Annotated in this window: 11 protein-coding genes; 10 read left to right on the top strand and 1 reads right to left on the bottom strand. The window is 47.3% G+C overall.

Features of this window, described 5'->3' with window-relative positions:
* The first annotated feature begins 153 nt into the window (after positions 1-153).
* From B5Z18_RS02655 to B5Z18_RS02625, 7 genes are all read left to right on the top strand, one after another.
* On the top strand, positions 154-2,079 hold the full coding sequence (locus B5Z18_RS02655; RefSeq protein WP_143313473.1) for a family 43 glycosylhydrolase: 1,926 nt from the start codon (positions 154-156) through the stop codon (positions 2,077-2,079).
* A gap of 404 nt (positions 2,080-2,483) precedes the next feature.
* A complete protein-coding gene (locus B5Z18_RS02650) occupies positions 2,484-5,621 on the top strand; it encodes a SusC/RagA family TonB-linked outer membrane protein (protein ID WP_200817188.1) in 3,138 nt (1,045 codons plus the stop codon).
* An 11-nt stretch (positions 5,622-5,632) separates the two neighbouring features.
* Complete coding sequence (locus B5Z18_RS02645) at positions 5,633-7,510, top strand: RagB/SusD family nutrient uptake outer membrane protein (RefSeq protein WP_079467842.1); 1,878 nt, start codon at positions 5,633-5,635, stop codon at positions 7,508-7,510.
* A 47-nt stretch (positions 7,511-7,557) separates the two neighbouring features.
* Positions 7,558-10,377, top strand: coding sequence for a SusC/RagA family TonB-linked outer membrane protein (locus B5Z18_RS02640; RefSeq protein ID WP_079467841.1), 2,820 nt, complete (start codon positions 7,558-7,560; stop codon positions 10,375-10,377).
* Between the two features lie 21 nt (positions 10,378-10,398).
* The gene (locus B5Z18_RS02635) at positions 10,399-12,171 is read left to right on the top strand and encodes a RagB/SusD family nutrient uptake outer membrane protein (protein ID WP_079467840.1); all 1,773 of its coding nucleotides are present in this window, start codon (positions 10,399-10,401) and stop codon (positions 12,169-12,171) included.
* A gap of 54 nt (positions 12,172-12,225) precedes the next feature.
* A complete protein-coding gene (locus B5Z18_RS02630; protein WP_079467839.1) occupies positions 12,226-13,179 on the top strand; it encodes a DUF5627 domain-containing protein in 954 nt (317 codons plus the stop codon).
* Positions 13,180-13,211: 32 nt separating this feature from the next.
* On the top strand, positions 13,212-15,368 hold the full coding sequence (locus B5Z18_RS02625) for an endo-1,4-beta-xylanase (RefSeq protein ID WP_079467838.1): 2,157 nt from the start codon (positions 13,212-13,214) through the stop codon (positions 15,366-15,368).
* A 61-nt stretch (positions 15,369-15,429) separates the two neighbouring features.
* Here B5Z18_RS02625 and B5Z18_RS02620 read toward each other — a convergent pair whose 3' ends face one another.
* Positions 15,430-19,533: a two-component regulator propeller domain-containing protein gene (locus B5Z18_RS02620; protein WP_079467837.1), complete on the bottom strand. Its 4,104-nt coding sequence runs from the start codon at positions 19,531-19,533 to the stop codon at positions 15,430-15,432.
* Between the two features lie 319 nt (positions 19,534-19,852).
* Between B5Z18_RS02620 and B5Z18_RS02615 the strand changes: the two genes are divergently transcribed.
* Genes B5Z18_RS02615 through B5Z18_RS02605 form a run of 3 tightly spaced genes read left to right on the top strand, consistent with a single transcriptional unit; the run spans position 19,853 to position 24,057 of the window.
* Positions 19,853-21,829, top strand: coding sequence for a family 43 glycosylhydrolase (locus B5Z18_RS02615; protein ID WP_079467836.1), 1,977 nt, complete (start codon positions 19,853-19,855; stop codon positions 21,827-21,829).
* Positions 21,830-21,859: 30 nt separating this feature from the next.
* Complete coding sequence (locus B5Z18_RS02610; RefSeq protein WP_143313472.1) at positions 21,860-22,933, top strand: glycoside hydrolase family 43 protein; 1,074 nt, start codon at positions 21,860-21,862, stop codon at positions 22,931-22,933.
* Positions 22,934-22,956: 23 nt separating this feature from the next.
* Positions 22,957-24,057, top strand: coding sequence for an endo-1,4-beta-xylanase (locus B5Z18_RS02605; protein WP_079467835.1), 1,101 nt, complete (start codon positions 22,957-22,959; stop codon positions 24,055-24,057).
* Positions 24,058-24,096: the final 39 nt, after the last annotated feature.

Raw genomic sequence — 24,096 nt, 5'->3', positions numbered from 1 at the left:
GCAGACTGCCGGATAAAACATTTTTACCCTTCATTTCAACATTTGTACCCGCCGGTTGGAGGAGCGTGGAATTATCTTACCGCTACAAAAAACCACGTTTACGAAATGTTACTAAAACCGATTGTCTTTGTCATTTTATTTTTTAGCCTGACGATGCAAAACGGGCTGGCCCAACAAAGTGGCCCTGGCAGGAAGCCGCCCGCTGAAACAGATCCCACACATTTTTATTCGGCAGTGAATACCTATATCAATCCTGTTCTGCCAGGAGATCATCCCGATCCAACCCTGCTGAAGGTGGGAAACGACTTCTATCACTGTGGCTCTTCTTTTCATTTCAATCCCTACCTGCCCATTTATCATTCCAAAGACCTGGTACATTGGAAAGTGATCAGCCGTGTATTGCCGCCGGCAAATACAGGTATGGTGGCAGACCGCCCCGGTGCCGGCGTATGGCAGGGCGCCATCACGTATTTTTATGGCTCCTATTGGATCTATTTTTCTTCCGGCGGACAATGGTTTTCCAAAGCAGCTGCGCCACAGGGTCCGTGGTCAGCCCCGGTGCGGGTGAAGGATAATCCTCAGACCGGACCACTCGGCTACGATAACTCCATTTTTGTAGATGACGACGGAAAGCCATACATGGTAATTAAAAATGGCCAGAAAGTAAACCGCTTGCAGGCGCTTGGGCAGGACGGCCAGCTCACGGATTCAGTGATCAACCTGGATTGGATGAATGCAAACCTGCAATACAGCTGGGCAGAAGGCCCCGTAATGTGTAAACGCAATGGATATTACTACTACTTCCCGGCCGGCGACGTATCCGGTGGTCAGTATGTTTTGCGGGCAACAGCCCTCACGGCCGATTCCACTAAATGGGAACGGCTGGGCAATTTTTTCAAACCAAGCCCTGACCCGCACAATACTTTTGCCCGTCCCAATCATATTTCAGCACCCGTTCAACTGGCGGATGGCACCTGGTGGACGATCGGGCAGAGTTATCAGAAAAGAGATCAGGATGATTGGTCTGGTATGGGACGACAAACTTCTTTATACCAGGTACTATGGGAGGGCGACCGTCCATGGGGAGCGCCACCGGTTAGCGGACCGGTAGTGAAGCCCGCACTGGAAAACGACAACACTCCCTGGCGCAGTGTGCGTACCGATCATTTTGATACAGACAGCCTGGGCGCCTGGTGGCATTTCCTGACAAAACCCGCAGCAGCACAGTATTCCCTGGCGCACCGGAAAGGTTGGATCCGTTTATCTCCCGACAGCGGGAGAACCCACCTCCTGCAAAAGGAAACAGATCATTTCTATTCAGCCGTTACCCGTCTCGACGCCGATGCGCTGGCAGCGAATGGCGGCATTTACCTTACCAATGGCAACCAAACTGTATATGCCCGCCTTTACTATGCGCAGGGGAGAATTGTTTTTCAGTTGAACTCCACGTTGCGGGACATACCTTATAATAAAGGAGGAAACGTTTGGCTTAAACTGGAAAGGTGGGAACATCAGCTGAGTGGCTTTTTCAGTACGGATGGTAAAAACTGGACCTCAGTGGGTGCACCTCTCAGTGCCGTGGCTTTGGATAAAGCCCAGCCTAATTTTAACAGTTGGGTAGGTACCAGCATTGGTTTGTTTGCGGAACATGGCCCGGTTGATTTCGATTTTTTTGTTTGTAAAGATGGATTTTCCGCCTTGCCTGCCATTGGAAGCAGCAATCAATATGGAACACATAAAATAAAGAGAGGGGATGATTGGGTAGTCACTAATTTTTCGACGCACGGTGGCTGGCTGATGATATCAGGAGTAGATTTCGGTACCGCCGGAGAAGCCCGGGCAATTGAGATAATGGCTGCTGCTACTAAAAGTGGTGAACTGAAAGTGCTGGTTGACGACCTGGAGAACGGTAAACAAATTGCCGGCGTTCCGGTTAAACCCGGCCAACTTTCCGGGCGGGCTCTTTTGCGGAATAAAGATCTTTCTGGTCAGCATGACCTCTTTATCAGGTTCCCGGCAGGCGCCTCACAGGAGATATTTATTAAGAGTATCCGCTTGTTAAGAACGGGGAAAAAATAGTCCGGATTTTAAGGACCGTACTGGTTGCTAACCAGCATCTGTACGTTATTTAGACATTATTGCCATCCTTTTGGAGATTCGTACCATTCATATAAACAGGGCTATTGTAGATTCGTCTGTTGTTTTTTGTTTCAGCTCCACCTGAACGGCTACAACGATACCGTTATGAAAAATTGTCAATTTAACACTAAATGATTACTTATGAAATTTGAATGTCCCCCGGGGTACCACGTCCCGTTATAATCATTTTCAGTTCCATCACTTAATGGGTAGCATCCGATAAATCACTTTAGGGGTCCTGCTTTTTATCACATCTCATTGTTCCCGCCGGGTATGCCGGTGTGATAGTTCTGTATTGGCTGTCAGAACCCCTTATTGCCCTAACATTAAATATTTTGAATTCCATGTTTAAAATGATTCTTTCTCCAAAGTCATGGAAATGGCTTGTTGTGACAGCAGTAATGCTGTCCGCTACACTCCCCTGGTCTTCCTTACAGGCTCAGGATACACGGGTGGTACAGGGAGTGGTGCTGGATGAAAAAAAGACGCCCATTCCCGGTACAACGGTACAGATAAAAGAAACAAAAATCAGTACCAGCACAGGTAATGATGGGAAATTTCTCCTGCGCGTTCCTGCCGATAAACACGTGCTTATTTTCAGTTTTATAGGAAAGACACCGCAGGAAGTAAACATCCGTAACCAGTCAAATATTTCGGTCACCATGAAAGACAATGTTTTTGGTCTGGAAGATGTGGTGATCGTAGGTTATGGCCGGCAGAAAAAGGAGAGCGTTGTGGCCGCCGTTTCACAAACCAATGGTAAAACGTTGGAACGGGCCGGTGGTGTGTCGAATATCGGCGCTGCACTCACCGGAAATGTACCCGGTCTTATTACGGCCCAAAGCACCGGTTTACCCGGCGAAGAAGATCCTCAACTGATCATCCGCGGACTTAGCACCTGGAATAACAGTAATCCTTTAATATTGGTGGACGGTGTGGAGCGGCCAATGTCCAGTGTCGATATCGGTTCTGTAGAAACCGTAACGGTTTTAAAAGATGCTTCGGCTACGGCGGTATTTGGTTCGCGGGGCGCCAACGGCGTTATCCTCATCACTACTAAAAGAGGAAAGCTGGGCAAAGCTTCCATCCGTGCTACCATAAATAATATTGTGAAAGCGCCTTCTAAATTGCCTGGAAAGGCAGATTCGTACGACGCTTTGCGTACTGTTAATGAGGCCATAGAATACGAACTCGCATTAAAGCCTGAAAGCTGGAACAACTTTTACCCGCAGGCTATTTTGGATAAATACCGGAACCCCGCCAACCTGGAAGAGGCCGAACGTTATCCTAATGTGGACTGGGCAAAAACCTTATTCAAGGATTATGCAACGTCACAAAATGCAAACCTGAACATCAGCGGGGGAACCCGTTTTGTAAAATATTTCACCAGTGCGGATTTTCTGCATGAAGCCGATCTTTTTAAAATATACGATAACAGGCGTGGGTATAAACCCGGTTTCGGTTTTACAAGATTAAATGTCCGTTCCAACCTGGATTTTCAATTAACACCCTCTACACTTTTTAAAGTAAATCTCTCCGGATCATATGGCGTGCGGAAAAGTCCGTGGGGATTTTCGGGTAATCAATACGGCTCCTGGATCGACGCGTATACTACGGCGCCGGATGTATTCCTGCCGGTATATGCGGATGGCTCCTGGGGCTACTATGCGCCAAATGAAGGACGCGCAGAAAACTCGGCAAGGAGCCTCGCAGTGGGTGGTATTCAATACCAGACCACTACACGCATCACTACCGACTTCACGGTGGAACAGAACCTGGATAAGCTTGTGGACGGATTGAAATTCAATGCCACTGTTTCAATGGATAATACTTTCGTTGAAAGCGACAGGGGGGTGAATGACCTTTACCACGACGTACAACGCAAATGGATAGACCCCGCCACCGGAAATGTATATTACAAGAGCGCTTTCGATGGCGTAACCAATTTCGATTTCCAGGAAGGCATCAAGTGGTCGCCGGCAGCAGGCGCCGTTACGGATAATCAACGGAGGTTGTTTTACCAGCTGCAATTGAATTATGCAAAGACGATTGCAGATGACCATAATGTAACTGCCATGGGACTGCTGAACCGCAATGTTACGGCCAGTGGCAGCATGATACCCTCGTACCGCGAAGATTGGGTATTCCGTGCTACCTACAACTACAAGAATAAATACACGATCGAATACAATGGCGCCTATAATGGTTCGGAAAAATTCGCACCTGATTACCGCTTTGCCTTCTTTTCTTCAGGGGGTGTGAACTGGATCTTATCCAATGAGCATTTCATGGAAAACGTAAAATTCCTGGACCTGTTGAAGTTCCGCGCCTCATACGGACAAACGGGTTTTGATAACGTGGCGGGTCGTTTCTTATACCTCACCGAGTGGGCTTATGGCGGGCTGTCGCGGTTGGGTACCACCGGCGAAGGAGCTGAGCAAAGTCCGTTCAACTGGTACCGCGAATCTACCGTGGGTAACCCGAATGTGCAATGGGAACAGGCCGAGAAAATTAATGTGGGAGCCGATTTTGAATTATTCAAAGGGTTCATAAAAGGTAAGGTGGATTTCTTCGAAGACAAACGTTCCAAAATATTGCTTGCCAACAGGTCGTCTGTTCCGTCTTATTACGGCACTACTCCTCCGGTGGCTAATCTTGGCCGCGTAACGTCGCGGGGATATGAGCTGGAACTGCACTTCAGCTATCCCATCAGGAAACAACTCAGGCTTTGGTCTGACCTGAACATGACCCATACCAAAAATAAAATCATCGAAGCCGACAACCCCGAACTGCTGCCGGCTTATCAGAAATCAGAAGGCATGCAGATTGGCCAGGCGTATTCTTATGTCAGCCAGGGCTACTACAACACATGGGACGAGCTTTATGGCAGCACCATGCACAATACCAACGACAACCAGAAACTACCGGGCAACTATTACATCGTTGATTACAACGGCGATGGCGTGATTGACGCAAGGGACAACATCCCCTATGGGCATAGCGGATGGCCCACAAATACCTACAACGCCACCTTTGGCGTGGACTGGAAAGGGCTGAGTGCTTTTGTACAATTCTACGGCGTGAATAACGTAACCCGCCAGGTGGTATTTAACAGTTTGGGTTCCCAGGGACACACGGTTTATAACGAAGGCAGTTACTGGTCGAAGAATAATACCAACGGAGATGTACCGATGCCACGCTGGCTGTCCACGCCCGCAGGTTATTACCGCGGTACCCAATATATGTATGATGGTTCCTATCTGCGGTTAAAGAACGCTGAAATCGCCTACACAATCGATAAAGGATTTATAAAACGGGCGGGTCTTGAATCACTGAGAATATATCTTAACGGCAATAACCTGGCGGCATGGAGCAAGATGCCGGACGACCGCGAATCAAATTTCGCAGGTACCGGCTGGGCATCACAGGGAGCTTATCCTACGGTGAAGCGTTACAATCTCGGAGCCAATTTTACTTTCTAAACATAATCTTTATGAATAAGTATACAAAGATACTGCTTGCATTTGCCGGGATAGTGATGGTACTTGGCCTGGCATCCTGCAAGAAGTTCCTGGATAAGGAACCACAATCTATCGTGTCTGAGGAAAATGCATTTAAAACCTTTATCAGTTTTCAGGGCTTTACCGAAGAACTCTATCATTGCATACCGGATTTTACCAATGCTTACTGGACAAATTCCTGGAACTGGGGAGAAGATGAAATTCAATCTACCGCACGCGATTTTCACTTTATAGTAAAAATAGACAATGGCGATTTCTGGGGCTGGCAATCGCAGTTCGACGGCTGGCAGGCCGGTTGGATGGACCGGAATAATACCAGTACCAACGACGACCGCTTTGCAAAATCGATGTGGAAACTGGGATGGTACGGTATCCGGAAAGCCAATATGGGCCTGGCAAATATTGATAAACTAACAGATGCCACCCAGGAAGAGAAGGACCTGATTAAAGGACAATTGCTGTTTTTCAGGGGATGGTTTCATTTTATGTTCATCCAGTATTTTGGTGGTTTACCTTACATTGACCAGGTACTTCCCGGCGATCAGAAGCTGACCTTACCACGTCTCAAATACAGCGAGTGTGCAGATAAAGCCGCGGCCGACTTCAGAGAGGCGGCAAACCTGCTGCCCGTAAACTGGGATAATACTACCGCAGGAAAAAGAACGCTGGGGAAAAATCAGCTGCGTATTAATAAGATTATGGCGCTGGGCTACCTGGGTAAAAACTATTTGTGGGCGGGTAGTCCGTTGATGAATTATGTATCCACCGGCAGCAAAACATATAACCTGGAATATTGCAAAAAAGCGGCCACCGCATTTGGTGAGTTGTTGCAGCTGTGCGAGTCGGGAGATGCGCCTTATAAGCTGGTAGAATTCTCCAAGTACTATACAAATTTCTACAGCACCGGTCAGAACTGGTTAATGCCCGGCGGTACAGAAGCTATTTTCCGTAGTCCTTATTATGGCGCGCATGGTTCTACCTATGGTACCGCCAAACAATACGGCCCGGCTTTGATCACAGAAGAAGCCATCACCTTCGTTCCTACAGCTAACTATGTTGATTATTACGGCATGGCTAACGGCCTGCCTATTAAAGACATTACACAGGCCGATCCGGAATCGGGATATGACCCGGCTTACCCATGGAGAGGCAGGGACCCGCGTTTCTACAACGATATTGTTTTCGACGGGGTTAAATGTGTGCAGGGCGCCACTACCGACGAAAGAAACCGTTATGCAAATCTTCATACCGGTGGAACTTACCGCGACGTCAGCAGCGGCAGTCGTTCCGGTTACCTGCTTTATAAGTTTATTCCGATAACTGCTAACCGCTTTGATAATGGCTGGACTTACGACAAGGCGCTTAACATTCACCTGCCTTATATGCGTTTGGCAGATATATACATCATGTACGCAGAAGCAGCCGCGCAGGGCTACGGCTCCGCCACCGGCAAAGCCGGTAACTATGCTAAAACAGCAGTAGACGCCATTAATGTGATCCGCGACCGGGCCGGTGTTGGACGCGTGGCTGCCCGCTTCACTGCTTCCCTGGATGGCTTCATGAGCGAAGTACGCCGCGAACGTGCGGTGGAACTGTCTTTCGAAGGCCATCGTTTCAATGACCTGAGAAGATGGATGTTGCTGATCCAAAGTCCTTACACACTGAAAAAATCTGTGGAGTTTGACCGGTCGCCATCGTTCAGTACTGCAGATCCAAAGAACAACCGGGTACTCAATTTACGCGAAGCCGTGATCCTGGAGCGCAGGTATACCGAAAAACATTACTGGCTGCCGTTAAAAAATTCGGATGCCAATATGTACCTGGAATTCCCACAGAACCCGGGTTGGTAAAACGTGCAACCCTTACATGTATCGTTTACTGTTAATTTCAAAAATTCATGAATCAGATAAAAGCATTAATAGTATCTGCGGCGCTGATAAGCGGGACACCGGTTTTACAGGCGCAGGATACCACGGCAAAAACTATCTCCAATATGCCTGACGAGCGGGTACAGGTGGCATTCCGGAAGGTGGATAGAAAAGACCTGCCAGGAGGCGTTTCGGCGGTAGACGTGGCATCACAAATGAAACTAAACTATATGACTTACAGCCTGGAAAATATGGATGGCTGGGTAAATGGTTTTAATGGAAATAGTATGTGGGGCATGGGTAGCTATCTGCTCGTCATTGATGGCGTACCCCGTGAAGCAGGAAATGTAATGCCCACAGAAATTGAACAGATCTCTTTTCTCAAAGGAGTGAATGCCGTAGCGCTTTATGGCAGCAGGGCTGCAAAAGGAGTAGTGTACATTACTACTAAAAGAGGGAACCCGGGCAATCAGCGGATCGACATCCGGGCAAACGCTGGCGTAAATGTTCCCAAAGCCTATCCCCACTACCTGGGATCAGCAGAGTACATGACGCTTTACAATGAAGCGCGCCGCAACGACGGACTGGCTGAGCTTTATAGCCCCGAAACGATTTATAATTATGCCGCAGGTAAAAATCCATACAGGTATCCTAATGTGGATTATTACTCCGACAAATATCTTAAAAACGCCTTTGGCAGATATGATGTAACAGCAGAAATTTCCGGGGGAAATGATAAGGCACGGTATTACACCAATATCGGTTACCAGACCAACGGTTCGTTGCTCAACTTTGGCGAGGCGGTGGACAATGGCAAATCCGATCGCCTTAATTTGCGTGGTAACGTGGATGTTAATCTCAACCAGTATATTTCCTGTAATGTGGATGCTGCCGCCATTTTCTATACCGGCAGGGGTGTAAATACCAATTACTGGGAAAGCGCGGCTACCTTGCGTCCGCATCGTTTTGCCCCGCTCATTCCTTTGGATATGATTGAAACAACGGATGAAGCTTCCAACGTATTTGTGAAGAACAGTAACCATATTATTGATGGGAAATATTTGCTGGGTGGAACGCAGCTGGATCAAACTAATCCGTTTGCCGCCATCTATGCAGGTGGAAACAACCGCTATATCAGCAGGCAATTCCAGTTCAACACAGGCGTGAATGCAGACCTGAGAAATTTATTGAAAGGGCTTTCCTTCCGGTCTACCTTTGCTGTTGACTATAACACGTCCTATAACCTGGCATTCAATAATACTTATGCCGTGTATGCACCCACCTGGAACAACTATTCCGGCGTGGATCTGATCAGCAGTCTCACGCAGTACGGACAGGATGCCACTTCCGGCGTACAGAATGTAAGCAACAGCTGGTACCGCCAAACTATTGCAGCTTCCGGGCAGTTCAACTATGTGAACACTATCGGCAACAGGCATCATCTTTCCGCAGTATTATTGGTGAATGGCTTTCAGCAATCTGAATCTGCCGTGTACCACCGTGTCAGCAATGCTAATCTCGGGTTACAGCTGGGCTACAACCTGAGTCGTACTTACTATATTGATTTCAGCGGCGCCGTAGTCCATAGCGCGAAGCTGCCTGAAGGCAACCGCACCGCTTTTTCACCCACCGTGTCGCTGGGCTGGCGGTTGAGTAACGAACCCTTTATGCGTGGAGTAAGGGGAGTGGATGATCTTCGTTTGACCGCTTCTGCCGGTGTGCTGCATACTGATCTGGATATTGACAATTACTATTTATACCAGGGTGTTTATACCAACACACAGGGAAGCTGGTTTGGCTGGAAGGATGGTACCGGTGTACAAGCCACAGAATCCAGGCGGGGAGCCAATCCGGATATGCGTTTTCCGAAAAGGGAAGAGATCAGTATCGGTTTGGAGGGTTCTTTCTTTCATAACTTAATAAAACTGGATGGTAATTTCTTCCTCAACAAAATTACCGGTAATATCATCCAGCCCAACGTGTTGTTTCCTTCTTATTTCACCACCGGATGGCCGGTATCTTCTTTCATCCCCTATATAAATTATAATGATGATAAACGGATGGGGGTTGATTTCAACCTTAGTCTGAATAAGAAACTATCTGCCATCAATTATTCCATCGGGCTGGTAGGTACTTATTATAAAACAACCGCAACAAAACGCGCGGAAACTTATGAAGACAATTACCAATACAGACAAGGCAGGCCTTTGGATGCGATATGGGGGCTGCAACACCAGGGCTTCTTCCAGGATGCAGATGATATTAAAAATTCTCCCTCCCAAACTTTCGGCCAGGTAAAACCGGGTGATATCAAGTATAAGGATCAGAATGGAGATGGGGTGATTGATACACGTGATGAAGTGTACCTGGGCCGTGGGGGCTGGTTTGGTTCACCGCTTACCTTAGGCGTAAACGTGAGTGTGAAATGGAAACAGTTCTCCTTCTTTGCGCTGGGCCAGGGCCGCTTCGGTTCCTACGGCATGAAGAACAGCTCCTGGTTCTGGGTAGATGGAGAAGACAAATATTCCGAAGTGGTAAGAGACCGCTGGACACCAGAAACAGCCGGGTCAGCGAAATACCCGCGCCTGACCACTTTCAACAGCGACAACAATTTCCGCAATTCGGATTTCTGGCTGTATAAGGCTAACCGTATCGACCTGGCTAAAGTGCAGATCTCTTATGATATGAGCGATCTGATTGGCAATAAAAAAATAGTGAAGGAAATGGGTGTGTACGTGAGTGGCTTCAATTTACTGACGCTTTCTGCCGAACGTAAATTGATGGAGATGAACATCGGCAGTGCACCTCAAACCCGCTTATATAACCTGGGAGTAAAAGCTATGTTCTAATCTAAATCAAGATTCCACTTTATGAAAAGATATACCATCATGCTGCTGGCGTCCGTTCTTTTGCTGACCAGTTGCAAGGATCTGCTGACACCGGAAATTGAAAATAACCCGGAGCTGAATCCGGGAAATTATAACCCCAATGATGCAGGGCTTCCGTTTGGCGTGCTGCTCAACGGTTATAACCGTATCCCTACAAATTCATGGTCGTTCAATGATGTAGCTACCGACGATGCCGTAACCAATGATCAGAACAATACATTCCTGAAAATGGCAAACGGACAATGGACCGCCAATAATAATCCGCTTAATCAGTGGACCAACGCTTATGCCGCTATTCAGTATCTTAACATCACGCTGCGGGATGTTGACACCGTGAAATGGGCGGCTGATCCTGCCGTGAGCAAATTGTTTGCTATGCGGGTAAAAGGGGAAGCACATGGCTTACGCGCCCTTTTCTATTATCACCTGCTGCAGGCGCACGCCGGCATGTCTGAAAGTGGCGCTGTACTTGGCGTACCCATTAATCTTGAAGTGCAGGGGCCAAATGCTGATTTCAACAAGCCCAGGAGTAATTTTGACGCTTGTATGAAGCAGATTTACAGCGACCTCGCCCAGGCCGATCAGCTGCTTCCAACAGATTACGAAAACATTGCCAGTGCCGCGCTTATTCCCGCAAAGTATGGTACTGTAACGAAGGAACAATATGACCGCGCCTTTGGTTCCGCTTTCCGTGGATTCCTCACAGGCCGTATTGCGAAAGCCATCCGGTCGAAAGCGGCATTACTGGCTGCCAGTCCGGCTTTCAGCGGTGAGGGCAACTCCACCACCTGGGCAGACGCGGCAAACTACGCCGGTGAAGTAATTGCCCTGAAAGGGGGGCTGGGGGCTTTATCTGCAAATGGTCTTAACTGGTATTCCAATGCTTCCGAAATTGCCGGGTTGGCCGATGGGGCAAATCCTTCCGAAATACTTTGGAGAAATAACTACGGCGACAACCGTGATCTGGAGCAGGCTAATTTCCCACCGAGCTTATTTGGCAATGGCCGCATCAATCCAACACAAAACCTGGTGGATGCTTTCCCAATGGCGAACGGGCTTCCGATTACGGATGCAGCCAGCGGTTATGATCCTGCCAATCCCTATGTAGGCCGCGATCCCCGGCTGCGGATGTTTATCCTGGTTAACGGCGGCACCGCTGGCCCGAATAATACAGTGATCAACACTGCGGCAGATGGGCCCACCAACGATGCGCTGAATAAAGTAGAAACTTCTTCCCGGACCGGCTACTACCTGCGCAAGTTGTTGCGCCAGGATGTTAACCTGAATCCTAACTCTGCGAACAATCAACGGCATTACAAACCACACATCCGGTATACCGAAATTTTTCTCAACTACGCAGAAGCTGCCAATGAAGCCTGGGGGCCAACAGGCACCGGCGCCTTCGGATTCTCCGCTTATGATGTTATCAAAGCGATCCGTAACAGGGCCGGGGTAGGAACTACTAACGGAGACGCCTATCTCGAAGAAATGAGAGGCAGTAAAGAGCAGATGAGGGCGCTGATCAGGAATGAGCGGCGAATAGAACTGTGCTTTGAAGGCTTTCGCTTTTGGGACCTTCGCCGTTGGAAGGCGCCTCTCAGCGAAACCGCCAAAGGGGTGAGTATCCGCAATAATAATTACTCCTTTATTAACGTGGAAAACCGGCAGTTCCAGCCATTCATGATCTATGGTCCCATCCCGTACGGGGAGATCCTCAAGTTTGGATCTTTGGAACAGAACAAAGGCTGGCGCTAACAGGATGCTCCTGATACTTAAATAATTTTTCTTTGATTTTTGAAATTAACAAAGATGAAAAAGTTCTTAATACCCATCATGCTGCTCTTTGTTGCAGCAGCATGCAACAAAGAGGTAGTATTCCCGGATTATGAATACCAGACGGTGTATTTCGCTTACCAGTACCCGGTGCGGACGATTACTTTCGGGGAAGATGTGTTCAGTACAGAACTGGACAACCAGGGCAAATGTAAGATCATGGCCACAACCGGCGGTGTTTACTACAGCAAAAAGGACCTGCATGTTGGCATTGCGGTAGATAATTCCCTGTTGGGAAACGGGTTGCTGTTTGGCGCCGGTAAAGACGAAATCTTACCCATGCCCGCCAGCTACTATTCACTGGCAGCAAACGAAATTGTTATCCCGGAAGGCGGCCTCGCAGGAGGAGTAGAGGTACAGCTGACAGATGCTTTTTTTAATGATCCCAAATCGATCCGGAATACCTATGTGATCCCGCTGCGTATCACCAACAAATCAGGTGCGGACTCCATCTTGAGCGGAAAAGACTTTATCCTTTACGCTATCAAATATGTGAACACCTGGCACGGGAACTATCTGCGCAGGGGAAAAGATGTGGTGTCCGGAAGCGTAAATCAAACGATCGTGAGGCATAAAGAATATGTTGAATCGGATGAGGTAAATATGCTGAACACCAGATCCCGGAAGGAACTGGAGTTCCCGGTTGTATATAAAGACAAAGACGGCGTTAATATTTATTGTACACTGCTGCTTACGTTCGACGACAGTGGTAAATGTACCATCTCCGCGGCCAATGGGAGTTTCACGGCCACCGGAAGCGGCCAGTTTGTAAAAAAAGGAGAGAAGAACAGCTGGGGCAGCAAAGACCGTGATGCGCTTTATCTCAATTACCAGGTTACGTTGCCGGGTATGCAGGTGGCTAGCACAGATACGTTGGTATCAAGGGACCGGGCTGTAACAATGGAAACATTTACACCGGTAAGTAAATAATTATTCTGTCCGATACAATTAAAGTAATTAATATGAATCAACTTCATAAAATAGCCGCCAGCTTTATTACGTTTGTTGTCATTACTTCCTGCAGTAAATATAAAGCGCTCGACTTCAACGTGGATAAGCCTGAAAGCATCGCTGCCCAGGAAGATATCGACGCTTACCCTGCGTTGAAAAGCTACATTAACCGCGTGGCGCAGCCTGGATTTAAGTTAGGCGTGGCACTTGGTTTACAGGATTATCTCGATAAAGGAGTGATGTACCGCCTGGCCAACAGGAACTTCGATGAAATTGTTTTGGGTTATGAAATGAAACATGGCGCCGTAGTGCAGGCCGATGGCAGTTTAAACCTGGTGAAAGTAAAATCACTGCTTCAAACTGCCGCCGAATCAGGGATGCAGGTATACGGTCATACCCTGATGTGGCATGCCAATCAGAATGCCAGCTATCTGAAGGGATTGCTCAGTCCTTTGCTGGTAACATCTCCGGCTTATCAGAACGACTTAAACCTTGCAGGGCTGAAAGACAAAAGCCTTGCCGGCTGGACCCTGGCAAATCCCGGAGCCGGTATTTTAGTAGCAGATGGCGAAGGTATGGGTACCGGAAACAAAGCTATTAAACTGGTATCAAAAGGAGGCTCGTCGGCAGCTACAGACTTACAGTTAATCACTCCGCATGTTGCAATAAACAAAACACATAAGTATGAAGTAGTGATGTATATAAAGTCAGATGTGCCCGGCGAAGGAAGGATCTCTTTTGAAGGATTGAATAATAATACGCCTTCGGTAGACTGGACCAAATCAGGTGCGCCCACAGCCACCTTTACCACGGGGATTTCATGGAAAGAGATCCGCTTTACGATAGATGATTTCTCGACAGACAATATTAAGCTGCATTTCGACCTCGGATACAAAGCCGGCGTAACTTATTACATCGATGTAAATAATTTGTATGTATACGATACGCAAGGCGCACCGGTAGTGAACAACCTCGTTGCCAATGGTGATTTTGAATCCGGAAGCGGCTGGGGAGGCTGGGGTGGCAGCTCCTCCCGTGGCGTAACCGCCGATGGCATGGGTGTTGGCAACAAAGGCAAAGCCTTTTATGTAACCAATCCCGCAAAAGCTGCCAACTACTGGGATGTGCAAACCAGCTATGACTTTGCAGCCCCGCTGGATAACGGGGAAACTTACGAATTGAGCTTTTGGGTAAAAGGAACCGCCGAAGGGGTAATCCGCCCGGAGCTGCAAAGCGCCAACTATTCCTCCAATGGATATGGCCAGGTGACGGTTACTACCGAATGGAAGCAGGTGAGTGTTGCCACTACGGCTACTGCTGCCGACAGAACACGACTGGTTTTCAGCTATGGTGAATTTGCCGGTACTGTTTACATCGATGATGTGGTACTGAAAAACGCAAAAGCTACAGGCGGCACTACCACCATTGTGGAAAAAACCGCAGCAGAAAAAAAGTACATCCTCACAGCCGCACTTGATAAATGGATGAATGGCATGGTAGAAGCGGGAAAATCCACCGTGAAAGCATGGGATGTTGTAAATGAACCAATGGATGATAATAACCCTTATGAGTTAAAAACAGCTGCTGGCCGGCCGAGTACAGCAGCTGACGACTTCTTCTGGCAGGATTATCTGGGTAAGGACTATGCCGTAACCGCGTTCAAAATGGCCAGGCAATATGGCAACGCCACGGATATCCATTTTATCAATGACTACAATTTGGAGTACAGCCTCGACAAATGCCGTGGCCTGATTGCATATGTGAACTACATAGAAAGCAAAGGCGCCAAAGTAGATGGTATTGGTACACAAATGCATATCAACACCACTACCAGTAAGGAAAATATAGCCGAAATGTTTAAGCTGCTGGCTGCTACAGGTAAACTGATAAAAGTATCTGAACTGGATCTTGGCGTAGGCGTAAAAACAACGGAGGCTACTGCTGAACATTATAAAGCACAGGCAGACATGTACAAGTACGTAATTGATAAATATTTTGAACTCATTCCTGCTAAGCAACGCTATGGCATTACCATCTGGAGCCCTTTAGACAGCCGGGCGAATTCCTCCTGGCGGCCAGGTGAGCCAATAGGGCTTTGGACAGAGGCTTTTGTACGGAAGCTCTCCTACGCCGCAGTGGCGAAGGCGCTTGAGGCAAACGCAAAATAACAGCAAAACCCTATAGTATTTTTGATAACAAGTCCCCGGCTTACATAGCCGGGGACTTGTTTTATTCACCGGTATCGCCTTTTTTAACCCGTGCTATAAATTCAGAGGGGAGCATGTTGTATTTATTCTTAAACGACTTGGCGAAATAGTTAGGCGTGGAAAATCCCACCTGGTAGGCAATTTCGGCAATAGTCATGTCGCTTTTTTGCATCAGGGTCATTGCTTTTTCGAGCCGGTAGGAGCGGATGTATTCAACAGGTGTTTGGCCGGTCAGTTCCAGCAATTTATTGTATAAGGAGCTCCGGCTCATTCCTACTTCTTTACTAAGGCTCTCCACGGAGAGCTGCGAGTCGGTTAGCTTCTCTTCAAGGTGGCAAACGATTTTGTTTAGTAGTTTCTCGTCTGTCGACTCCTTCTGCACTTCGGGGGCGTGTATTTTTATTTGTTTGGTATAGGTATTTTTTAAGGTATGGTTCAAATGCAGCAGGTTCCGGATCTTCGCGTGGAGTATCTCAAAATTAAACGGTTTAATGAGGTAATCGTTGGCGCCGGTTTCCAGTCCTGATATCTGTTGCGCTTCATTGGTAAGTGCGGTAAGCAATATTACCGGTATGTGGCTGGTTCTTTTGTCTGATTTCAGTTTTTGCAGCAGACTGATACCATCCATTTGCGGCATGGTAATATCACTGACAATCAGATGCGGATGCAGCGCCAGTGCCTTTTGCCAGCCATCTTTTCCGTTGATGGCTTCTATTACCTTGTAGCTGTTGCGGAGGTTATCTTTAAGATAGAATCTGAAGTCTTCATTATCTTCCACCAGTAAGATGGTGGACATCTCTGAGAAACTTTGCACCGCGGGAGATACACCGGATAACTCCTGTTGCTCCGGTATTCCGGGCTGCGTTTCTTCCGGATGGGATGCAGAAGGAATATGTTGTTCAGCTATTTGTAACGGAAGTTGTATAAAGAATGCAGCGCCTTGCCCGGATTCGCTTTCCACTTCAATGTTGCCTCCATGCATTTTTACAAATTCCTTTGTAATGGATAGCCCTATACCTGTGCCCTGGTTAAGAATGGCAGAACTGGTGTTGGTTTGGAAGAAGTGGTCGAATACCTTCTCTCTTTTATCTTTGGGGATACCGATACCGGTATCTTTCACCGTGATGAGCACCCATTGCAGACCAGGATCAGCGGGCTTTTCCAGCAGTTGTAATTCAACCGTTACCGCATCTTCTTCCAGGGTAAATTTGAATGCGTTTGAAAGTAGATTAAAGAGAATACGTTCCATTTTATCATGGTCGAAGAAAGCATACAGGGATTTTGGACCGCTGGTGAAGGTGAAGCGGATCTTTTTCCTTTCGGCAAAATCGCTGAAGGAATCGGTCACTTCCTTTATGAATGTTACGAGTTCTCCTTTGGTCAGTTGCAGCTTTAGTTCGTGTTCTTCCATCTTCCTGAAATCCAGCAGTTGATTAACGAGGTTGAGCAGCCGCCTGGAATTCCGTTTGATCATGTTCAGTTTTTCAAGCCTGTTCCCGGTTTTTTCATCGGCAATTAGCTGTTCCACCGGCCCCAGGATCAATGAAATAGGGGTTCTGAAATCATGACTGAGATTGGTGAGGAATTTAATTTTCATCCGGTCCAGCTCACGGACACGTTTTACCTCCTGTTTCTCCTGTTCTGCCAGGAACTTCTTCCTTATCCTGGTAATTCCCCGGTACCGGCTATACAATAGCAGTGCGCAGATAACGGATAAATAAAACAGGTAAGCATAAATGGTTCGCCAGAAAGGCGGCCGTACATAGATCTTTATCGTAGTATCTTTTGTATTCCATACGCCGTCGTTATTACTTGCTTTTACATGAAAGATATACTCTCCCGGATCGAGGTTCGTGTAAGAAGCAGTGTTGATGGTGCCGGTATAGTTCCAGTCTTTATCAAATCCTTCCAGTTTGTAGGCGTAGTAATTTTTCCTGGGGATGGTATAATTCAGTGCTACGAAGCTGAGCGCAAAATTCTGTTTGTATTCAAGCCTGATCTCACTGGCAACAGAAATGTGATCTTTAATAGGACTGTCTTCCCCAGGGATCACTGATTTATTGGATACTTTTAAGTCCGTGAGGAGAATAACAGGTACATTCCTGTTAACCGTTAAGCCGGAAGGGGTAAAATAATTAAAGCCTTCGAGTCCGCCGAACATAACATCTCCGTCAGACAACCGTAACCCGGATGTATGTACGAAATTATTATTTTGCACCCCATTGTAATGGGCATAGTTCCGGAATTCTTTTGTGGCGAAATTAAAGCTGCTGATACCGGTGTTAGTACTCAGCCAGAGGATACCGGCTTTATCTTCAATAATCTGGTAGATGGTGGTGTTCTGAAGCCCGTCTTTTTCCCCGTAGTTGATAAACCGCCCGGTGGTTTTGTCGAAAAGGCTCAGCCCTCCGCCATAGGTGCCCACCCACATATTTCCGCGGCTGTCGCGTAATATCACCTGTACTTTATCGCCCGACAGCTGGCTGTTGCCTTGGGTATAGATATTCCATTTGCCGGTAGCGGGTTGATACACGCCAACGCCGCCACCGTGTGAACCAATCCAGATGTTTCCTGCTGCATCTTCTTCAATGGTTCTGATGTATCCATTAAACGGGAGCTTTTTTTCTTCCGGTATGCCGGGTCTTGGGTGCGGACTAAACCTGGCAACCACTTCTTCATTTCTTAATATATTCACTCCTTCGCCATTGGTGCCTACCCAAACATTACCTTTACTATCTTCCTTTATACAAAAAACATCACTGGCATTCAGGTTATCAGGGCCGGTTCCTTTTACCAGGTGCTTATAATTACGGCCGTTGGAGATAAGCAGGCCATGAGCATAAGTGCCGATGTATAGTTTTTTGTTCCGTGTATACTGAAGCGCCATGATAGACACGTTATTGTTTGCCGGCAGCGGGATATTAACCGGCTGGGCTTTCCCGGTAGCACGGTTGAATTCGAACAAACCTCCGCCATCGGTGCCAATCAGGATTTCTTCTGCGCTTTTTTCTGCAAAAGCACTTACTATCGACGATTTGCGGTCGGATGTATGAAAGATAGTACCGGGTTTGAAATTGAAGAGGTTCAGGTTTTTATCGTATTTATCGATACCGCCGCGAAAGGTGCCAATCCAGTAAATTCCCTGCCTGTCGATATAGGTGCATCTTATAGCCTGACTGGTAAGACTGTAAATATTTCCATTATCCGGAAGATAGCGATCAACGGCTTTTGTCCGGGTATTCAGCACGATCAGCCCTTCCTGTGTGCCAATCCATAACTGGCCATCATCGTCGGGCTCAATACAGTTCACCTGCACATTGTTGATGAAAGCATTCCCGGTTGATGGAGTGTAGGGAGTAAACCCGGAGCCATCGGGTTGCATAACGCATAGCCCAGTGGAGGTGCCCACCCAGATCTGGCCGCTTTTATCGGCCGCAATAGCATTTACGTCATTGTCCAGGGGACTGAACTTCGCAGTATTAAATATCAGCTTTAAACTACCTGTTGACGGGGAATACCGGTAGAGGCCAATCGTGGTACCAATCCAGATTTGTTGTTTACTATCTGCCAAAACACAACCGAGCGTTTTGGTGGCTTCCTGGCTGTCTTTCCCCGTATCAAGTTTAACCCTGGAAATATGACGGGTGGCAGGGTCGAGCAGGAACAGGTTTTCGAACTGCGCTATCCACACCCTGCCTGTCGTATCGCTGCAGAGGTCTATGATAACTGCGTTCGGTGGGAGTTCGGGGCTGTTGGCGTTTACGGGAAAGTGAATAAAAGCGTCCTTTTTGCGGTCGTACAGGCTAAGACCGCCATCACTGGTACCTATCCAGAGGTTACCGTTTTTGTCTTCGTGGAGCGCCAATACCTCGTTTGCCCTCAGGCTGGAAGAATCACCGGGATTATGCCGGTAGACGGTAAAGTTGGTACCGTCAAATTTGTTCAGACCATCGTCGGTGGCAAACCACATAAGGCCGTAGTGGTCTTTGATGATGCAGTTCACCGCATTGGACACTAATCCGTCTTTTGCGGCCAGTGAGGTGAAATTTATCTTCTTTGTTTGAGCCCGACTTATCTGCACCAGGAATAGTAACAAACAGAGAAACGTGAATTTATATTTAGACATATTTGGCAGTCGTTAAAAACAAGATGTTGGTTGAACTTTTCGTACATGGAACTTTTGCCGGAACTATTTCATCTCCCAATTTAAGTATTGTAAAGCAATCTTAAAAGTGTTCCTGGTGTTATATATGCGTTGTCCTTATCCCTTAAGTGTTTCTTCCACTAAAAATGATTGTCTGTAAGACAATTGTGCTATCAATTTCAACAAATGAGCTATTGGCGGAAGGGTAGTCCGGGTATTTTTGTTTTGCTGAATGTAATGTAAGTGACGAAATGTCTAGTGTGGACAAAACGGCAGAAGATGATAGTATAATTCTTTGAAGATGCTTAAAGATCTAACCACGAACGGTTTGAAAAAATTCCTCGTTATGGCCCTCTTGTTTATTGGTACTTCTCTTCAGGCGCAGCAGTCTGATAATGGAGACGGTACCTTTACAAATCCGATCATTTGGGCTGATTTTCCGGACAATGATGTTATCCGTGTTGGAGACACTTATTACATGGTAACCACCACCATGTATTTTTTCCCGGGTGTTCCTGTTCTTAAATCAACGGACCTGGTGAACTGGGAGTATGCTTCCAATGCGGTGCAGCAGTTTAAACAACATCCTTTCTATGATTTAAATGGCGGTAACCGGTATGGGAAAGGCCAGTGGGCCAGTAGTATCCGTTATCACAATGGAAAATTCCACATCCTTTTTCTTACCCTGAATGAAGGCGGCTTTTTATGTACTGCCACAAAAGCCGAAGGCCCCTGGGAAATACGAAAGCTGGCCAGGCCGTATTACGATGCAGGGCTCTTTTTTGATGACGATGGGCGCACCTATGTGGCGCATGGCTATTCTAAGATATCGGTAACAGAAGTGGATGCCAATCTCGCTCCAATAGGCAGGGATAGCGTTGTATTTGACAAAGTGCAACGGCCCGGGCTGGAGGGTGCGCATGTTTACAAGATAAACGGGTACTACTACATTTACGCCACTTATGGCGGTGGAGATGGTTACCAGTGCTGTCTGCGGTCAAAAAACATTTATGGTCCCTATGAAGAGAAGATTGTATTGAAAGACGATATGAACCTTCATGGCAGGGGCGTTCACCAGGGGGCATTGATTGAAACACAGCAAGGAGAATGGTGGAGTGTTATCTTCCAGGACAGGGGCGGCGTTGGAAGAGTGCCCACGCTGCAGCCGGTTCAGTGGATAGATGGCTGGCCAATGGTAGGAAAGGATGGCAGGGCAGTAGTTACCCACGCCAAACCCAATACAGGTATAGTTTCGCCGGTACATGTGCTCCCCACCAGCGACGAATTTAATACGGAGAGCTTAGCCATTCAGTGGGCGTGGAATCATAATCCGGACGACAGCGCCTGGTCGCTCACTAAACGCAAAGGTTACCTGCGGCTCACTACCAGCGGTATTGCCGGTGATCTTCCCCAGGCAAGAAATTCTTTAACGCAACGGATGTTTGGCCCGTTTTCCGACGCTACCACGGAGTTGGATGTGAGCCACATGCAGGTGGGAGATATGGCGGGTCTTGCTGTATTGCAGATTCCTTATGCCTCAATAGGGGTTACGGCTGCGGAAGGTGCAAAGTTTATTGTAATGAAGCATGCCGGGAAAACCATTGATAGCGTTGCTTTAGGGAAAAGGAATAAGATCTTCTTTAAAGCATCAGTAAACACAATCAAGGACCAGGCTCATTTTTATTATAGTTTTGATAACCGCGCATTTATTCCGGTCGGGGACACGCTGAACATGAAATTTGACCTGAAGATGTTTACGGGAAACAGGTTTGTGCTGTTTAATTATGCCACCGTCCGGCCAGGCGGTTATGTTGATTTTAACTGGTTCCGGATGAATACCCGTCAGGGTCCGCCCAATCTCTTTAAAGCCTCCTCATTGGTTCAGGCAGAGATGTATGATGATATCCATCTCGCGCGTGTAACTGCCAGCAAGGATTTGAGTCATCCCGGCGATCAGGATATCACCCATTTAACCGATGGCGCGTGGATCAGGTTTAACCAGGTAGATTTTGAGAATGGGTATCAATATCTCCTGTTACGGATGGCTCCCGGGCAGGGGCGGGTTGTGGTGTATGCTGATAAAGATACATTGAACCCCTATGCGTCTGTAACGCTGCCTGCTGCGTTGACTAAGGAATACACCACTGTCAGCATACCTGTTAAAAAGCTCACGGGGAAACATCAGCTGACATTTAAGTTTACTGAGGGAGCGACAGCTGTTAACTGGTTTTCTTTTACCAATGAGATCTCCGGAAGAAAGGAGCATGCAGGTTTATAAGCTACTTATTATTCATCTAAACCAAAGAATATGTATAGAATATCGTTTAAGTACCTGTTGTCAGCGGGCGTTGTTTTCTATATGGCTGCCTGTAGCCCGCCCAATGCCGGACGCGCGGTCACTGAAGGAGCTGCCGGTAAATATGCATCCCAGCCGCTGGTGTCTCATATCTATACTGCCGATCCTTCTGCCCATTATTTTAACGGCAAAATATTTATCTATCCATCTCACGATACTGCTACCAAAACCGTGGAGAATGATAATGGCGATCACTTCAGGATGGCCGACTATCATATCCTTTCTATGGATTCCATCGGGGGGAAGGTAACAGATCATGGTGTTGCCTTGCGGGTGGAAGATGTGCCCTGGGCTTCACAGCAGCTGTGGGCGCCGGATGCGGCTTTTTCACAGGGTACTTACTATCTCTATTTCCCTGCAAAAGATAAACAGGGGCTTTTTAAAATAGGGGTGGCTACTTCTCCGCAGCCTGAGGGGCCGTTTAAAGCAGAAAAAGATCCGGTTAAAGGCACCTACAGTATTGATCCGAGTGTATTCAGGGATGATGACGGCACGTTTTATTTGTACTTCGGAGGTATCTGGGGCGGGCAGTTGCAAAACTGGAACAACAACCGGTACGATTCTTCCGCGAAGCTGCGCGATAAAAATGAGGTAGCCATTCTTCCCCGTGTGGCAAAGCTTTCCCCTGGAATGAAAAGCCTGGAGAGTGATCCGGTAGAAGTGAGCATAACGGATAGCAGTGGTCACCAGTTCCTGGAAAAAGACAATGACAAACGTTTTTTTGAAGCCGCCTGGATGCATAAGTACAAAGGCAAATACTATTTCTCTTACTCAACAGGCGATACCCATAATATCGTGTATGCGATCGGGGATAGTCCGTATGGGCCGTTTAAATACCAGGGGATAATACTGAAGCCTGTCGACGGCTGGACCAATCATCACTCCATTGTTCAGATCGGCGATAAATGGTATTTGTTTTACCATGATACGCAACTGTCGGGCAAAACGCATTTGAGGAATGTGAAGGTAACAGAGCTGAAGTATAACAGCGACGGTACTATTCAGCCTTTGAGTGCATTTAAATAACTATTTAATGAAACAATTTTCATATGAAATATACCAGCTATGCCGCCATTACTCTGATCGTTATTTCGGTGAGTTTTTGCTGCTTCGCCTATCGTACACACCAGGCAGCTGTTCCTGAAACAGCGGGACTAAAAGATTACTACAAAGATTATTTTCCTATAGGCGTGGCTGTTTCGGCCCGTGCCCTGCGAACAGATGAAGCAGGTTTACTTGTCCGCCAGTTTAATAGCCTGACAGCTGAAAATGCCATGAAAATGAGCGCTATTCATCCCGAGGAGCAACGCTATAACTGGCGGGATGCCGATTCCATTGCGGCCTTTGCCCGTCGGAACGGGATGAAGTTACGCGGGCATACTTTAGTGTGGCATAAGCAGGTTGCCGATTGGATTTTTAAGGATGCCAACGGGCAACAGGTATCTAAAGAAGTATTACTGCAGCGGATGAAAGATCATATCACTACGGTTGTAAAAAGATACAAAGGCACGGTGTATGCATGGGATGTTGTGAATGAGGCAATCAGTGACCATAAAGATGAGTTTTACCGGAACTCCACGTGGTACCGGATCTGTGGAGAAGAATTTATTGAGAAGGCATTTCAATGGGCGCATGAAGCCGACCCGGAGGCATTGTTGTTTTACAACGACTACAATGAAATTAACCCCGTAAAGCGGAAAAAAATAATACAGCTGCTGCAAGGTTTGATGAGCAAAGGAGTGCCGGTTCATGGTGTTGGCCTGCAAGGCCACTGGGCAATCAATGAGCCTTCAAAAGGTCAGCTGGAAAAAACATTTGAAGATTTCCTCACCCTGGGTCTGAAATTACAGATTACAGAATTCGATATCTCCGTTTATCCAAAAGAGCATGAGATGCGGGAAAGGCAACCGGAAGACAGCGCAGCCGGTTTCACTGCTGCCAAAGAACAACAGCAGATAGAGCAATTCAGGATGTGTTTTGATATTTTCCGGAAGCATAGTAATGTGTTGACCGGCGTAACATTCTGGAATATTTCTGACAGATACAGCTGGCTGGATAATTTCCCGGTACGTGGCCGGAAAGACTATCCACTTTTATTTGACAAGGATCTGCAGCCAAAGAAAGCGTTTTGGTCTGTTGTCCGGTTTTAGCGACCGGCCTTGATTTAGTATGCGGATATTGAGCTGTGC

The organism is Chitinophaga ginsengisegetis (assembly GCF_900168065.1).
GTDB lineage: Bacteria > Bacteroidota > Bacteroidia > Chitinophagales > Chitinophagaceae > Chitinophaga > Chitinophaga ginsengisegetis.
The sequence above is the reverse complement of the archived record's forward strand: the minus strand, read 5'-3'. Positions and strand labels throughout refer to the sequence as shown.

What these genes read in the sequence shown, in the direction of transcription:
- B5Z18_RS02655 (WP_143313473.1), top strand. Translation starts at nt 154, where the DNA reads ATGCAAAACGGGCTGGCCCAACAAAGTGGCCCTGGCAGGAAGCCGCCC.
- B5Z18_RS02650 (WP_200817188.1), top strand. Translation starts at nt 2,484, where the DNA reads ATGTTTAAAATGATTCTTTCTCCAAAGTCATGGAAATGGCTTGTTGTG.
- B5Z18_RS02645 (WP_079467842.1), top strand. Translation starts at nt 5,633, where the DNA reads ATGAATAAGTATACAAAGATACTGCTTGCATTTGCCGGGATAGTGATG.
- B5Z18_RS02640 (WP_079467841.1), top strand. Translation starts at nt 7,558, where the DNA reads ATGAATCAGATAAAAGCATTAATAGTATCTGCGGCGCTGATAAGCGGG.
- B5Z18_RS02635 (WP_079467840.1), top strand. Translation starts at nt 10,399, where the DNA reads ATGAAAAGATATACCATCATGCTGCTGGCGTCCGTTCTTTTGCTGACC.
- B5Z18_RS02630 (WP_079467839.1), top strand. Translation starts at nt 12,226, where the DNA reads ATGAAAAAGTTCTTAATACCCATCATGCTGCTCTTTGTTGCAGCAGCA.
- B5Z18_RS02625 (WP_079467838.1), top strand. Translation starts at nt 13,212, where the DNA reads ATGAATCAACTTCATAAAATAGCCGCCAGCTTTATTACGTTTGTTGTC.
- B5Z18_RS02620 (WP_079467837.1), bottom strand. Translation starts at nt 19,533, where the DNA reads ATGTCTAAATATAAATTCACGTTTCTCTGTTTGTTACTATTCCTGGTG.
- B5Z18_RS02615 (WP_079467836.1), top strand. Translation starts at nt 19,853, where the DNA reads ATGCTTAAAGATCTAACCACGAACGGTTTGAAAAAATTCCTCGTTATG.
- B5Z18_RS02610 (WP_143313472.1), top strand. Translation starts at nt 21,860, where the DNA reads ATGTATAGAATATCGTTTAAGTACCTGTTGTCAGCGGGCGTTGTTTTC.
- B5Z18_RS02605 (WP_079467835.1), top strand. Translation starts at nt 22,957, where the DNA reads ATGAAATATACCAGCTATGCCGCCATTACTCTGATCGTTATTTCGGTG.